This window comes from Achromobacter sp. 1011791174, assembly GCF_059760925.1.
Map to the genome: position 1 here is coordinate 21,290 of NZ_JCBANH010000041.1, position 15,244 is coordinate 36,533.

The 15,244-nt window shown below is 68.9% G+C and carries 13 protein-coding genes; 9 read left to right on the plus strand and 4 right to left on the minus strand.

Features of this window, described 5'->3' with window-relative positions:
• Positions 1-14: 14 nt before the first annotated feature.
• The 4 genes from AC6LJ5_RS15860 to AC6LJ5_RS15875 form a co-directional block, all read right to left on the minus strand.
• The gene (locus AC6LJ5_RS15860) at positions 15-2,363 is read right to left on the minus strand and encodes a TonB-dependent siderophore receptor (RefSeq protein WP_498140977.1); all 2,349 of its coding nucleotides are present in this window, start codon (positions 2,361-2,363) and stop codon (positions 15-17) included.
• 315 nt (positions 2,364-2,678) lie between these two features.
• Positions 2,679-3,671 carry a FecR family protein gene (locus AC6LJ5_RS15865; protein ID WP_392409765.1) on the minus strand — a complete coding sequence of 331 codons (993 nt, stop codon included), beginning with the start codon at positions 3,669-3,671 and terminating at the stop codon, positions 2,679-2,681.
• 77 nt (positions 3,672-3,748) lie between these two features.
• A complete protein-coding gene (locus AC6LJ5_RS15870) occupies positions 3,749-4,252 on the minus strand; it encodes an RNA polymerase sigma factor (RefSeq protein WP_392409766.1) in 504 nt (167 codons plus the stop codon).
• Between the two features lie 150 nt (positions 4,253-4,402).
• Positions 4,403-5,326 (minus strand): LysR substrate-binding domain-containing protein, encoded by a 924-nt coding sequence (locus AC6LJ5_RS15875; protein ID WP_498140965.1) that lies wholly within the window; start codon positions 5,324-5,326, stop codon positions 4,403-4,405.
• A 221-nt stretch (positions 5,327-5,547) separates the two neighbouring features.
• On the opposite strand from AC6LJ5_RS15875, the gene AC6LJ5_RS15880 reads away from it, so the two are divergent.
• The 9 genes from AC6LJ5_RS15880 (at position 5,548) to AC6LJ5_RS15920 (ending at position 15,237) form a co-directional block, all read left to right on the plus strand.
• Positions 5,548-6,267 (plus strand): ABC transporter permease, encoded by a 720-nt coding sequence (locus tag AC6LJ5_RS15880; protein ID WP_369869802.1) that lies wholly within the window; start codon positions 5,548-5,550, stop codon positions 6,265-6,267.
• Entirely contained in the window at positions 6,264-7,292 is a 1,029-nt protein-coding gene (locus tag AC6LJ5_RS15885; RefSeq protein WP_498140966.1) for an ABC transporter ATP-binding protein, read from the plus strand. Before AC6LJ5_RS15880 ends, AC6LJ5_RS15885 begins: the two co-directional genes overlap by 4 nt.
• Before the next feature lie 33 nt (positions 7,293-7,325).
• Positions 7,326-8,402, plus strand: a complete 1,077-nt coding sequence (locus tag AC6LJ5_RS15890) for an extracellular solute-binding protein (protein WP_498140967.1) — start codon at positions 7,326-7,328, stop codon at positions 8,400-8,402.
• A 7-nt stretch (positions 8,403-8,409) separates the two neighbouring features.
• Positions 8,410-9,210, plus strand: a complete 801-nt coding sequence (locus AC6LJ5_RS15895) for an ABC transporter permease (RefSeq protein ID WP_498140968.1) — start codon at positions 8,410-8,412, stop codon at positions 9,208-9,210.
• Between the two features lie 48 nt (positions 9,211-9,258).
• Positions 9,259-9,807 carry a TIGR00725 family protein gene (locus AC6LJ5_RS15900; RefSeq protein ID WP_103275658.1) on the plus strand — a complete coding sequence of 183 codons (549 nt, stop codon included), beginning with the start codon at positions 9,259-9,261 and terminating at the stop codon, positions 9,805-9,807.
• A gap of 791 nt (positions 9,808-10,598) precedes the next feature.
• On the plus strand, positions 10,599-11,324 hold the full coding sequence (locus AC6LJ5_RS15905; RefSeq protein WP_103276608.1) for a response regulator: 726 nt from the start codon (positions 10,599-10,601) through the stop codon (positions 11,322-11,324).
• Entirely contained in the window at positions 11,309-12,505 is a 1,197-nt protein-coding gene (locus tag AC6LJ5_RS15910; protein WP_498140969.1) for an ATP-binding protein, read from the plus strand. The genes AC6LJ5_RS15905 and AC6LJ5_RS15910 overlap by 16 nt, the downstream gene beginning before the upstream one ends.
• 126 nt (positions 12,506-12,631) lie before the next feature.
• The gene (locus tag AC6LJ5_RS15915) at positions 12,632-14,104 is read left to right on the plus strand and encodes a TolC family protein (RefSeq protein ID WP_498140970.1); all 1,473 of its coding nucleotides are present in this window, start codon (positions 12,632-12,634) and stop codon (positions 14,102-14,104) included.
• Entirely contained in the window at positions 14,101-15,237 is a 1,137-nt protein-coding gene (locus AC6LJ5_RS15920) for an ABC transporter permease (RefSeq protein WP_392409829.1), read from the plus strand. The genes AC6LJ5_RS15915 and AC6LJ5_RS15920 overlap by 4 nt, the downstream gene beginning before the upstream one ends.
• Positions 15,238-15,244: the final 7 nt, after the last annotated feature.

Sequence of the window (15,244 nt, forward strand, 5' to 3'; positions counted from 1 at the left end):
CCCGCGCCGGCGGCTTACCAGTAGTACTTGGCCGTGGCCATGACAGTGCGTCCGTTGCCGTACATGCAGACGGAATAGGACTGGCAGCCGCTCACGTACTTGCGGTCGAACAGGTTGCTGGCGTTCAGCGCGAAGCGCCAGTTCGGCATCTCGTAGTGCAGGCCGGCGTCATAGACGGTGTAGCTGGGCACCTTCAGCGAGTTGTCCGACGCGCCTGCCGCCGAGCTCTGGTAGCGCACGCCCGCGCCCAGGCCGAAGCCTTCCAGCGCGCCCGTGCGCCAGGTCCAGTCTGCCCATAGCGAGGCCATCTGGCGCGGACGCGGAATGTCCACCGGCCACTTGCCCTGGGTCTCGTCGTTGGCCTTGGTGTTCTTGACGTTCTGGAACACATAGGCGCCCACGATCGACAGCTCGGGCGTCAGCTTGCCCACGGCGCTCAGCTCGACGCCCTGCGAACGCACCTCGCCGGCCTGCACCGAGGTGCTGCCGGTGGGGTCGTCCAGATTGGGCGTCAACACATTGGTCTGCTTGATCTGGTAGACCGCCGCGTTCAGCGTCAGGTTCTCGCCGTCGGGCTGCCAGCGCAGACCGGCCTCGATCTGCTTGCCCTTGGTGGGCGCGGCCCAGTCGCCGCTGGCCAGGCGCGTGTTGCCCACCGGATTGAACGAGGTCGAGTAGCTGATGTAGGGCGACAGGCCGTAATCGCCCAGATAGGTCAGGCCGACGCGGCCGCTGAAGGCCTGGTCCAGCTGCGACGAGCGGGTATCGGCCTCGCGGTCGGTCTGCCTGGTGCGGGCCCAATCCTTGCGGCCGCCCAGCGTGAGCACCCAGCGCTCGAACTTGATCTGGTCCTGCAGGTACAGGCCGACCATGTTCATGGTGGTGTAGGTGTCGGTGCGGGGGAACGCGTTGGGACCATAGAACAGCGAATGGTCGATTCCGCTGTAGGCGGGGTTGTACAGGTTCAGCGACGGCGCCTGCGCCAGCATTTCGCTGTCGGTGGTGGACTGGCGGTTGTATTCCAGGCCGGCCAGCAGCGTATGCTGCAGCCCGCCTGTGCGGAATTTGGCCTCGGCCTGATTGTCGATGTCGAAGCGGCTGTAGTTGAACTGGAAGATGCCGGCATAGCGGCTGATCGAGGCCATGGTGCGATCGCTGGCGTCCAGCCCGCCGCCCCAGACCGAGCGGTTGTTCAGCTGCGAGTGCATCAGGCGCACGTTCTGGCGCAGCGTCCAGGTCGAGTCGGGCTTGTGCTCGAAGGCATAGCCCAGCGACCACTGCTTCTTGCGGTAATAGTTGAAGTCCGGTTCGCCCGTGTACACATCGCGCGAGATGCGGCCGTTGGGATTGTGCAGCACCATGCCCTGGGCCGGCAGGAAGTTGCTGGCGATGTCGCTGCGGTCGTCCAGGTAGGTGGCCGACAGCGTCAGCGACGTCGCCGCGCTGGGCTGCCAGCGCAGCGACGGGGCGAAGGCGATGCGGCCGTCCTTGTTGGGGCCGGTCTGTGAATTGCCGTCGCGGCCCACGCCGATCAGGCGGTAGGACAGCGTGCCGTCGCTGTTGGCGGTGTCGCCGATGTCGAACGCCAGCTGCTTGCGCGCGTAGTTGCCGACCTGGACCTCGATCTCGCGGATGCGGTCGCCGTTGGCCAGCTTGCTTTGCACGTCGACGATGGCGCCGGGATCGCCCTGGCCGTACAGCACCGAGGTCGGCCCGCGCAGCACCGTGATGCTGTCGATGGTGTAGGGCTCGACGCGCCAGCTGGCCAGGTTCAGGGTCTTGGGCACCTGCAGCCCGTCCACATAGGCCGTGGGGGTGAAACCGCGCAGCACCGAATACCAATCCGAGCGGTTTTCCGAGCCATAGCTGGAGAAGCCCGGGATGTAGCGCAGCGCCTGGTTGATGTCGGTCGCGCCGGTCATCTCCAGCTGCTGCGCGGTGACCACGTTGATGGTCTGAGGAATCTCGTTGAGCGGCGTGTCGGTCTTGGTGCCGGTGCGGCTGCGGCGCGCGACCAGGCCCTCGACGGCTTCGCCGCGGCCGTCGCCGTACACCGGCACGGCGGACAGCGTCGCGGTTTCGGCCGGCGCGGGCGCGATGACGGCGGTGTTGCCTTCGATGCGGGCCGCCAGGCCGGAACCGGCCAGCAGGCGGTCCAGCGCCTGCTGCGCGGTCAGCGAGCCCGAGACGGCGGGCGCCTTCAGGTCGCGCACCGCTTCGGGCAGGAAATAGACCTGCAGCCGGGTCTGCTGGCCGAATTGCAGCAGCGCCTTGTCCAGCGGCTGGGCGGCGATGCTGATCTTGACGGGCGCGGCGCTCTGCGCCCGGACGGCGTGCGGCGCGGCGGCGAATGCCAGCGCCATGGACAAGGCGAGCGCGTTGAGCGCGGCGGGAAGGGGAGCGCCACGGCGCGGGGCGCGGGCGGAAAGGCGGGCGTCGGGTCTGGTCACGATGTGTATTCGTTCTGGGGCCATGCGGGCCGGCTGGCCGTCAGGGCGGGGGCTTGCGGCGGCGACTGCCGCCGTTATTAGGTATGAGCGGGTGGACCGAAAAACCCGGAATAATTCTCATGCCAAATTAGAAACAGAATGTATCTTTGCCTGCCTGCCCGTATGGATGACAGACGCCCGTCGTTCCTCCGTCCACGATGCCGGCGCCAGGCGGCGCGGCGCGGCCGCTCAGCGCGCCAGCAGGTCGGCGCCGCCGTCGGCGCGGGGCTGGACCCTCAGCGGCACCAGGGCCGGCAGGGCCTTGAGGAAGGCGCCGGTGTCGTCCACGTCGAACACGCCGGAGATGCGCACGCGGGCAAGCGCGGGCGCGACCTGGATGGGCTGCGCGCGGTAGCGGTTGATTTCCCGGACCACCTCGGCCAGCGGCGTGTCGTTGAACACCGTCTTGCCCTGGCGCCAGGCGGTCAGCGTGGCCACATCCACCGGCTGGATGCGCACCGTCTCGCCGCCGCCGGCCATGCGCACGCCGTAGCCGGCCGGCAGCTTGACGCGCTGTCCGTTCCACCACGGGCCGGCGATGACCTCGACCGAGCCGGATTCCACCGCGACCGCCATCTGGCCGCCGTCGTGGCGGACGTTGAAACGCGTGCCCGTCACGCGCACGCGGCCGATCTCCGTGTCGACGATGAAGGGATGGGACGCGTCGGGCGATACGTCCAGCATGATCTCGCCGCCTGGGTGCAACGTGACCCGCCGTTCGGAGCGCGTGTAGCGCACCTCGGTCTGCGTGCCGGTATTCAAGGTGAGGACGGAGCCGTCCTCCAGATCGACGCGGCGCCGCTCGCCCCGCGCCGTGGCGTAGCGCTGCGCGGGCAGCGTCGACGCGGGCCACCAGCCGGGCGAGGCCAGGCCCACGGCGGCGGCCGCGCAGGCGGTCGCGCCCACGCCCCAGGCCAGCCTGCGGCGGCCCGGCGAGAAACGACGCTCAGGCGCCGCCGGCCGCAGCAGCGGGCGCAGCTTGTGGTCGGGCACGGCCCGCGTCAGCGCCCAGGTGTCCAGCATTTCGCGGTAGGCGCGTTCATGCGCGGGATCGGCGCGGCGCCAGGCGTCGAACTCGCTCCGCTCGGCGGCCGACATCAGCCCGCCGCTGTCGCGGGCGAACCAGTAGGCCGCCGCGTCCAGCGGATCGGCCGGCGGGCGACGGGCGTCAGAGGGGTCCATGGTGCGTATCCGGGAGCATGGGCGAATTCGCGGCGGTTCCGCGCGAGCGGGACGGCGGGTCGGCGTGGTCCTTCATGTCATTGGGAGAACGGGCGCAGCCGCGCATGCAGGTGCCGCATGGTGCGCGTCAGGTATTTTTCCACACTGCTGTTCGACAGGCCGAGCTGGGCCGCGATTTCCGCGACCGTGCGGCCTTCCAGGCGGTGCCAGGCGAACACGGCCGCGCAGGGCTGCGGCAGCTCGGCCAGCGCTTCCATCAGCGCGCGCGACAGCTGGGCGGTGCGCACGTTGGCCTCGGGATCCTCGTGGGCGGGATGCTCGTCCTCGGCCAGGTCGTGCAGCGGCACGGCGGCTTCGCGCTGCTGCCGGTGGTGACGGTTGATCAGCCCGTGATGGACGCTGCGGTGCAGGTAGGCGCGGGGATTGCGGATGGCGGACACGTCGCCCTCCAGCATGTTGGCGATGGCGTCGTGCGCCGAGTCCTCGACATCGCCCGGGCCTTGCGCCTTGCGCCGCCATGTTCCCAGCAGCTCGCGATAGTAGGCGAGCCAACCGTGTTCGGTGGGACGGGTCCGGCGCATGGTGGGGGAGGGGCGTGAGGCCAGCGGTGGGGATGGCGAGAAGCCGACGATTATTGCAAATCATTATTATTTAAGCAAAGTACCGGATCTGCCGGTCAATCGCCAGCCTGTTTCCCGGCAGGACCGGGACCGCTCCGCCGGGCGTGGTGATCAGGCTCGCGCCGACGATCCCGTGGCTTCCCGCGACAGCGCGCCCTCTTCCAGCAGCCATTCCCGAAAGACGCCGAACGCGGGCAGGTCCAGCCGGTCGGGCCGCACGCACAGATAGTGTCCCTGGTCCACCACTACCGACGCGCCGCAGGGGCTGTACAGGTCACCGCCAGCCAGTTCGTCCTCCACCAGGATGCGCGGCACCAGGCCGATGCCCAGCCCGCTGCGCGCGGCCTGGATGATCGCCGAATACTGCGCGAAGCGCGGACCGGCCGCCACGCGCGCCTGCGCCACGCCATGCCGCGCGGCCCATTGCGGCCAGGCGTTGGCGGCTTCCTCGTGATGCAGCAGGGTGCGATCGGGCAGCGCCTCGGGCCGGCGCAGCCCCTTGCGGCCGCCGGCCAGACCGTCCGACGCGATGAGCACGAACTCGCGTCCCGCGATGTATTCGGTCACCACGCCTTGCCAGTTGCCCGATCCATACCGGATGGCTGCGTCCACTCGGGCGGGCATATCCTCGGCGGGGGCCAGATGACGGCTGAAGCTCAGCGTCACCTGGGGATGCCGGCGCCGGAACTCGGGCAGGCGCGGAATCAGCCAGCGAGTGAGGAAGGTGGGCACGCTGGCCAGCGTGATCATGCCGGCGTCGCCGTGGCTGGCGCGGGTTTCGTAGGTGGCCGTTTCTATGGCGCGCAGGCTGCCGGCGATCTTCTGCCAGTAGACCCGGCCTTGCGTGGTGAGTTGAATGCCGCGCCCGTCCTTGCACAGCAGGGCCACGCCGAGAAAGGACTCCAGCGCCGCGATCTGCTTGCTCACGGCGCTGACGGACAGGCACAGCACGTTGGCGGCCTGGGTCAGGCTGCCTTGCCGCGCCACCGCGTCGAAGGCCAGCAATTCCTTCAGGGAAGGGCATTGATGTTTCACGGGTATGCACTCTTGAACAGGTTGATCGAGATACTTTCCAAAAATTCAAATGTATTCATAAAAATCACATGTGAAAAGGCTATTTTTTTACCTAGAATGCACCGCGTGGCATGGCTGCATATGGTCCATATTGGAAAGTATTACGGCAGGTTTTCTTGGATGCGGAGGTCGCTGTGGTCCGTGGCGTTTCCCTGGCGTATGGCGCGTATCTGTTGCTGCCGATCGTGCTTTTGGTGATAGGCAGCTTTGGCCAGAACTGGACCAACACGCTGCTGCCGAATGGCGCGACCGGCCAGTGGTATGCCGAGCTGTGGCACGATGCCGCGTTCCGGCGCGCCTTCTCCACCAGCCTGATGGTCGCGTTGGCCGCGTGCGCGATCAATGCCGTGCTGGCCACGCCCCTGGCCTACGCATTGCATCGTGGCGAGCGCGCCGGCCGCGCGTTCGCCGGCCGCGTCGTCGCCGCCATGCCAGTGGCGGTGCCGCCGATCACGTTGGGCTTCGGCTACCTGATCGTATTCAACACCGACGCCATGCCCTGGCTGGGCAGCACGCCGCTGCTGATCGCGGCCCATGCCATCGCGACCCTGCCTTATCTCACCAACGCGCTGCTGACCGACCTGCGTCATCTGGGCCTCGATCGTCTGGAGCAGGCGGCCGCCACGCTGGGAGCCACCGAGTACCAGCGCTTCACCGGCATCGTCCTGCCGAGCCTGCGCCAAAGCCTGCTGTCCGGCCTGGTCATGGTCGCGGCCCTGTCCATCGGTGAATTCAATCTCTCCAACCTGTTGGCGGGTTTTCACAATCGCACCTATCCGGTGCTGCTGTTGCAGGCGTTCTATGGCGCCACGGGATTCGCCTGCGCCGCCACCGTGGTGCTGCTTATCCTCGCCAGCGTCGCCGCCTTGCTGTCGTCCTTTCTTCTGCGCGGATCCCAATGAGCTTGGTCTTTGACACCGTCGATTATCTTTATCCAGGCGCCCGGCAGGGCGTGCATGGCATTTCGATGCAGGTCGACACGGGTGAGCTGCTGGCCGTGATCGGCCCCAGCGGCTCGGGCAAATCCACCCTGCTCAAGCTGGTGGCCGGCCTGGAGACCGGGCATGCGGGCAGCATCCTGCTGAATGGACAGGATCTGGCGGGCACGCCGGTGCACCGGCGCGGCATCGGCATGGTGTTCCAGAGCTATGCCTTGTTTCCGCATCTGTCGGTAGCGGACAACGTGGCCTACGGCATGGCGCTGCGCAAGGTCGATGTCGCGCAGCGCCAGCGCCGCGCCCGCGAGCTGCTGGAGCTGGTCGGCCTGGCCGAGCATGCCGCGCGCGCCGTCACCCAGCTGTCCGGGGGCCAGCAGCAGCGTGTCGCGCTGGCGCGCGCGCTGGCCATCGATCCCCGCGCCTTGTTGCTGGACGAGCCGCTCTCGGCCCTGGACGCCAATGTGCGCGCCTATCTGCGCGACCAGATTCGCGCCTTGCAGCGGCGTTTCGGCGCCACCACGCTGCTGGTCACCCACGACCAGGAAGAGGCGCTGGCCATGGCCGACCGGGTGGCGGTGCTCAAGGACGGTCGTCTGCTGCAGATCGCCGCGCCGCACGTGTTGTATGAGCGGCCGGCATGCCGGGCCGTGGCCGAGTTCGTGGGGCTGTCCACGTTGCTGCCCGGCCGGGTCGCCGCGCCGGATCGCGTCGACGTGGGCTTTGCCCGACTGGCCACGGCGACGGGCGCGCGCGCGCCGGGCCGGGCGGTGCATGTGCTGGTGCGTCCCGAGCATGTCGAGGCCGATCCGCCGCCTGGCGCGCCCAATCGCCTGGAGGGCAGGGTCGGCGCCGTGCGTTATCTGGGCGCCGTCACGCGCTACGACTTCGAGGTGCCCGGGGCGTCCGCGCCCTTTCTCGCGCAAGGCAGCCTGCCGGCCGCCGGCGCCATCGCCATCGATCCCGCGCGTATTTGCCTGCTGGACGATTGATCCCATTTCACTTGCCGCTCAAGGAGCTTCACGATGCAACGCAGACGATTCATCCAGGCCGCCGGCGCCTTGCCTCTGGCGGCGCTGGCGCGGCGCGCGGCCGCCGTGGGCGGTCCCGAGCTATATGCAGGCGAGAAGGCGCTGTACGAAGCGGCGCGCAAGGAAGGGATGTGCGTCTCTTTCGATACCGGACCGGAATGGGCCAACTGGAAGGCGCTGTTCCGCGAATTCAAGCAACGCTATCCGGACATCGAGCTGACCTACAACGACCTGGGGTCCGCCGCCACGGTGGTGGCGCTTGAAAAGATGCGGCGACGCCCGCAGGCCGACACCGCCTATTACTTCGCGGCCTCGGCGGTCGACGCGGCGCGCAAGGATCTGGTGGCGCCTTTCCGCCCCGTGGGCTTCGAGCAGCTGCCCGAGGTGTTCCGCGAGGCCGAGGGCCGCTGGTTCACGGTGCACACGCTGAACATCGCTTTCCTGGTCAACCGCAAGCTCGTCGCCCGTGCTCCCGAGGGGTGGGCCGACCTGCTCAAGCCCGAATACCGGAACGCGGTGACCTATCTCGATCCGCGCAGCACCGGCGTGGGCCAGGTGCTGACTTTCGCGGCGGCCTACGGCAACGGCGGCGACGAGGACAATGTCAAGGCGGGCACCGACTACCTCGGCCGCCTGCATGCGGCGGGCAATGTGCAGCGGGTGGAGGGCACCACGCCTTACGCCAAGTTCCTGAAGGGCGAGATCCCGGTCTGGATCGGCTACGAAAACGATGGCCTGAAAGCCCGGCACGCGGACGGGATGGGAGACGCCTGCGAAATCGTGATCCCCAGGGAAGCCAGCGTGGCGGCGCCCTATGCGATCAGCCTGGTCAAGGACGGCCCCAATCCGAACGCGGGCAGGCTGTGGCTCAACTTCATCATGAGCGATGTCGGCCAGCGCCTGTTCGCGCAAGGCTTCGTGCGGCCGTCGCGGCGCGATGTCTCCTTGCCGGCCGAGGCCGCCGCGCGCATGCCCGCCGCGCCGCAGATCCGCCCCTTGGACGTGGTCAAGGCCGCGGCCCGCAAGGCCGAGGTGGACCAGTTGTGGGCCCAGGCCATCCAGGCCAGGTAGGCGCGCCATGATCGGTCGTTTCGGCGCCTGGCCCGCCTGGGCCTTCATGGGCCTGTTCTTCGTGCTGCCCTTGGCCGCGCTGGCGCTGGAGGCGTTCGCCGAAGACGGCGGCGCCTGGGCGCGGCTGTACGCCAATCCGCTGCTGCCCGGCGCCTTGCGCAATACGCTCGCCCTGGGTCTCACCGCGGGGGGCGTGTCGGCGCTGGTGGGGACGGCGGTGGCCGTGGAACTGGCGCGCCAGCCCGAGCGCCGCAGGCGCTGGATGATCACGCTGCTGGGCATGCCGCTGGCGTTTTCGGGTCTGGTCATCGCCTACGGTTTCATTCTTGGCTATGGTCGGGCGGGCTTCGTCACGCAGTTGCTGGCCGGCGCGGGCGCCGACCCCGCCCGTGTCGGCGCCTGGATCTACAGCGCGACCGGTCTGGGATTCGCCTATGTCTATTACCTGGTGCCGCGCGTGGCCTTGTCGCTATACCCGGTTTTCGCCAACCTGGATCTGCGGCCCATGCTGGCGGCGCGTACCCTGGGCGCGACGCGCTGGCGCGCCTTCCGCGACACGGTGCTGGCGCAGGTGGCCCCGTCGGTGCTGGCCAATGCCTGCCTGGTCGCGGCGATTGCCATGGGGACCTATGGCACGGCGCTGGCCCTGGCGGGCACGCAGCTGAATATCCTGCCGTTGATGCTCTATGCCCAGATCGGCGACGGCGGGTCGGATTTCGGCGTGGCGGCGGCGTTGTCGCTGCTGCTGATGGCGCTGTGCGTCGCCGTCATGGGCGTGGGCGACGCGCTTGCCCGGCGGCGCCGTTGAAGCGCCTGTGCAATCACGGGCATACCTTACCCAGCGGGATTCGAAGACATGGAAAAGAACCGAGCGGACACGCCGTTGCGAATAGCGCCCTGGGCTTCCTCGATGGCGCAGTTGGCCGAACGTCAATGCGGCGCGCGGCGCCATCTGCGTCCCGTGGGCATCATCGGGCCCGGCGATGGCGATCCGCGCGTCTGCGAAGCCGCCTACAGGGTGGCCCGCGCGCTCGCGCAGGCCGGAATGAGCATCGTCAATGGCGGGCGTGGCGGAGTCATGGCGGCGGCTTCACGCGGCGCGCGCGACGGCGGCGGCATTGCCATCGGCCTGTTGCCCGAGGATGACGATCGCAACGCCAACGAATGGCTCAGCGTCGCCGTCGCCACGGGCATGGGCGAAATGCGCAACGCCCTGGTGGCGCGCAGCGCCGTGTGCCTGGCCGCCATCGGCGGCAATATGGGCACTTTGTCGGAAATGGCGCTGGGCCTGAAGTGGGGGACGCCGGTGTTCGTGATGCATGGCGATGTGGCGCTGCCCGGCGCCGTGCAGGTGCGCGACGTGGACGAGATGCTGGTGCGGATCTCGGCGCATCTGCTGGCGTGATCTGGCGCGGGTGCCGTCCAGCCGTTGTCATGCCCCACGCCCCTGTCAGGGGGGCTTCGGATATTCATCCGCTGCGCGTTCGCGGCGGCTTCATCCTGTGCACGGCGGCTACCTTGACCAGCCATTGCGGGTCGCTGCAATGCGGTGATGGGGCGGCCTTCCGGAAGCAGGTCATGTTCCAGTTTGAAAAAAGGGGCCAGTAGCAGGGCCAGGCTGACCGCGCGAACCGCAGACGCTGGCGCCTCTGTTGCCGGCGCCAGCGCTTCTGTATGGAGAAATTATTTCAGTTTGAGGCGCGTCAAGCTTCCGGACCGAACGTGGTATCCGGCCTACATTCCGTCGGCCCAGGATGCAATTTGAAAGGTGTTCGCGATATCCTTTCCCGCTGTAGCAGAGCCAGAGGGGAAGGCTCGCTATAGAATAAGAATTATTACTATTCTGTGTCCGGGGAAGCGTATCCACGCCTGGGGGCCGAAGTTGCCGCGAAGCCGACGCCGCGAGGCCGTCAGGCAGGCGCGGCTTCGTCCTGCGCGGCCGGGCCTGCGAGGCCCGAAAGGAATGGCAGATGGCCTGGATTGGCCCGACGCCCATTTGGGGATCGGGAAGATGGATAGAACTTTACAAAATCACAAAGATTCCTTGTCGATTCCTGAATGAAACGTGACAGCATCCTGGCATCCGTAACCGGCCTGTTCGACAGTTCGACCTGGGCGGGCAAGCAGGGCGGCGCACCCCGGGCCAGCTTGCCGCCGGCCGATACGCCGCAGATGCCCCACGCTTGCAGCAAAACCATGTCTTTTCCCAATCCATCCCTGAACACCTTCACGGAGCGGCTCGTCCTCGTGGCCGAGGACGAGCCGGGAATCGTCGGCGTCCTGGAGGCCTATCTCCGCCGCGACGGCTTTCGCACCTGCTCCGCCATGGACGGCGTCGAGGCCATGCGGCTGTTCCGCGAGCTGCGTCCCGACGCGGTCCTGCTGGACGTGAATCTGCCGGGCATGGACGGGCTGGACGTATTGCGCGCCATTCGCGACGAAGGCCAGACCCCCGTCATCATCGTCACGGCGCTGGCCGATGACGTCGACAAGCTGCTGGGGCTGCGCCTGGGCGCGGACGACTACGTCGTCAAACCCTTCAATCCCGCCGAGGTCGTGGCGCGCCTGCGGGCCGTGCTGCGGCGCGCGGGGGCGCATGCGAACGCCGCGCCCATCCGCGTCGGCGGCATCGAGATCGACGAGCAGGACCACGTCGCGGTCGCGCACGTGGGCGGCGGGCGCTCCGTGCCGCTGCAACTGACGCTGACCGAGTTCCGCCTGCTGGCCTGCCTGGCATCCCAGCCGCGGCGCTGCTTCTCGCGCGGATTCCTGATCGAGCACTGCCTGCCGGAAAGCGACGCGCTTGAGCGGGTCATCGACTCGCATATTTCCAAGCTGCGGCGCAAGCTGCATGCGGTCGGGCAGGCCGACATGATCGAGGCCGTGCGCGGCGTCGGATACCGTCTATGGCGCGAAAACTAGACCGCATCTGGATCCGCTTCGGCCTGGCGGTCTCGGTCACCATGACCCTGATGCTGGCCGTGCTCGCCGGCACCCAGGTCATGTTCTGGAAGATCGAGCACCGCGAGTTCCAGCAATCCCTGCCCGTGGAAGTGCGCGCCGAGCTGGACGATCTCACGGCCCGCGGGCTGGAAGACGGTCCGCGCGCGATGCAGATCTACGGCGAATACTGGGCCGTCGATCCCATGCGCGGCGAGAAGCTCGCGCTGCTGTTCACCGTGCTGCTCGGGCTGCCGCTGGGCCTGGCGTCCGGGTTCTTCATCTCGAAGGTGATCACCCTGCCGCTGGATTCGATGGCCGCGGCGGCCACCCGGGTGGCGCTGGGGGATTTCACGGTAAGGGCCCATGTGGGCAAGGCACGCGGCGAAATGGCCGAAATGGTGCGGGATTTCAATCACATGATCGATTCGCTCGAAACGCTGGACCGGGAACAGCGCGTGACGCTGGCCTCCATCTCGCACGAGCTGCGCACGCCCATCGCGGTGCTCAGCGCCCGCCTGCACGCGATCTGCGACGGCGTCATCCCGGTCAGCGACGAGGAAATGCGCGGCCTGCTGGACCAGTCCCTGCACCTGGGCCGCCTGGTCGCGGACCTGCACACGCTGTCGCTGGCTTCGGTCGGCCGGCTGTCGCTGCAGACCCGGCCCGTGGATCTGGTGGCGCTGGTCGGCGACGCGCTGACCAGCTTCGAGGCCAGGCTGGCCGAGAAGGGCTTCGAGGTGGACACGCAGCTGCCCGCCTCCGCGCAGGGCAAGCTGATCATGGCCGACCCGGACCGGCTGCGCCAGATTTTCGCCAACCTCGTGGAAAACGCCTTGCGCCACGCGGCCAGCGGGCGCTGGATCGGCGTGGAAGTGCGCATACACGCCGGACAGGCCGTGCTGGCGGTGAGCGACGCGGGGCCGGGGCTGCCGGCGTCCATGCGCGACCGTCCGTTCGAACGCTTTCCGCACCAGCCCAGCGCCATGCATGGCGGTTCGGGCCTGGGACTGTCGATCGTGCACGCGCTGGTGGACCAGCAGGGCGGGTCGGTGCTGGCGGATCGCTCGGTGCGCGGCGGCATGCGGATCCAGGTCTGCTTTCCCGTGATCAGCCGGGACGCGAAGGCGTCCGCGGGGCGCAGGCAGGCGTCCCTCGCGTGATGCGCCCGGCCGCGTCCATCAATTCTCCATAAACCCTGCATGGCCCCGCAACGTCGCGGGGGCATGCTGGCAATGTTATCCAGCCAACCGTGACGGCTGCCGCCGTCCGCTACGCCATAGATACCCATGCATCGCTGTCCTGAATCGTTCAAACTCCGCTGCGCCGCGCTGCTGGCAAGCGCGCTCCTGTCGGGCTGCATGTCGGTGCCCGTGCCGGAGCTGCCGGCGCAGGTACCCGCCGCCTGGTCCCAGGCGGCCGGCGAGGGCGCGCGCGCGGTCGATCTGCGGTCCTGGTGGACGGCGCTGGACGATCCGCGACTGAACGCGCTGGTCGAGGAAGCGTTGCGGCGCAACCTGGACCTGGAACAATCCGCGCGCCTGCTGCAGGGCGAGCGCGAGGTCGCCGGTCGCTGGCGCTCGCGCTACCTGCCGGGTTTCGGGGTCGGCGCCCGCCCGGTGCAGGACGCCCAGGCCAAGGATTCCTATTTCCACGCCAGCATCGACATGGTCTGGGAGCTGGGCCTGTTCGGCGCGGCCGAGAGCAGCAGGCTGCAGGCCGGCGCGGATGCCGACCTGGCCGCCGCCCGCGAGCAGGGCCTGCGCGTGTCGGTGGTCGCGGCCGTGGTGCGCAACTATCTGGACCTGGGCGTGGCCAACGGTCAGATCGCGCTGCTGACGCAGATGGCCGAGCTGGACCGCGAGGCCGAGCGGCTGGCGCAGGTGCGGCTGAATACCCGCCTGGGCACGCCGCAGGACGCCGACACGGCCAGCGTGCGCCGGCAGCGCACCCTGGCCGCGCTGGCGTCGATGCGCCTGGCGGCCGACCGGTCGGCGCGCGCGCTGGCGCTGCTGCTGGGCCGCGACGCGCCGGATCCCGGCTGGAGCGCGGTGGCGCCGTCGCAGGGCCTGCCCGGTTTCGCCCTGGGGGAAGTGCCGGCCGACCTGCTGCGCACCCGTCCGGACATCCGCGAGGCCGAAGCCGAAGTGCTTCGGGCCGCCGCAAGGCTGGGCATGGCGCGCTCGGCGCTGTATCCGCGCCTGAGCCTGGGTGGTTCGGTGCTGTACGCGTACAACATGACGCAGAACCACCGCTCGAACAACAACTTCGTTCCGGCCGGCGGTCCCACGATCGATATCCCGCTCTGGGACTGGGGCGCCCGCCAGGCGCAGGTCAAGGCCGGCGAGCAGGGCATCGCCGCGGCGCTGGCCGGCTACCGCAAGGCGGTGTTGTCCGGCGTGTCGGAAGTCGAGGAATCGCTGTCCGCGCTGGCTCGCGAACGCGAGCGCATCGCCGCGCTGGACGAGGCGCGGAGGGTGCTGGACCGGCGCAACGGCTCGCAGCGCAAGCTGGCGTCGCTTGGCCTGTCCAGCCCCTACGACGGGCTGGAGGGCCGGCGCGCGCTGCTCGAGGCGCAGTCCGACGTGGCGCTGGCGCGCGGCGCGCGGACCCTGGCCTTCGTCGCGCTCTACAAGGCGCTGGGCGGCGCCCCGCTGGCGCCGCAGCCTCAGCCGGAACAGCAGGCGCAACAGCAGGCGCAACAGCAGGCGCAAGAGCAGGCGCAAGAGCAGGCGCAACAACCGCGGCAGGTGCGTCCATGATCGCCCTGGCGCGCAAGACCCTGGTCTATGAATGGCGGCGCTTCGTGCCCGTGGTGCTGGCGGTCGGCTTCTCCGGCCTGATGCTGGTGGTGCAGGCGGCGCTGGTGCTGGGCATTTTCGGCGCTTCCGCGCTATACGTGAACGCGTCCTCGGCCGATCTCTGGGCCGGCTATCCCGGCACGCAAAGCGTCAATTTCGGCCGCACGGTCAGCGCCGACGCCGAAATGCGGCTGCGCATGGATCCCGAGGTCGTGGCGGTCGAGCCCTACCAGTGGGTCGATGGCGACTGGACGCCCGAGCGCGTCGACGCCGGCAGCGTGTCGATCTATCTGTCCGGCATTGCCGTCGGCCCCGACGCCATGCTGTTCTCGAAGCTGCTGCCGCCGGACCTGCGCAAGCGCCTGCGCGAGCCGGGGGCGGTGATCGTCGATTCGGCGGACCTGGAATCGCTGGGCGTGGCGGAAGGCGGCAAGGCCTGGATCAACGGGCACCCGGTGCGCGTGGTCGCCGCGATAGCGGGGCTGCGCGGCCTGGGCGGCGTGAACGTGCTGGCCTCGCTGGATTCGGCGCGCGTCATTGGCGGACCGCAGGCCGGCCGGGGCAGCACCTATTACGTGGCGCGGCTGGCCGATCCTTCGCGGGCGCCGGCGGTGCAGGCGCGGCTGGCGCAAAGCGACGCCAGCTTCGGTCCGCTGCAGGTCTGGACGGCCCAGGAATTCGCGCAGCGCTCACAGCAGTACTGGCTGCTGGATACCGGCGCGGGCATGGCCGTGCTGTTCATGGCCCTGATCGTCTGCCTGGTCGGCGCGGTGATCACCAACCAGTCCTTCGCGGCCGTGGTGGCGGCGTCGGCGCGCGAGTACGCCACGCTGAACGCGCTCGGCGCGAGCCGAGGCGCGCTGGCCCGCGTCGTGATCGAGCAGGCCTGCCTGGTGGGCGGCCTGGGCATGGTGCTGGCGGCCGTGGCCAGCGCGCTGTTGCTGGCGGTGGCCGTGTTCTATCACGTGCCGGTGGCCATGACGTTGACGGCGGCCCTGGGCTGCGCGGCGCTGGTGGCGCTGATGGCGCTGATGTCCAGCGTGATGGCGGTGCGCGGCCTGATCCGCACCGATCCGGCCCTGCTGCTGCGCTGATGGAGAC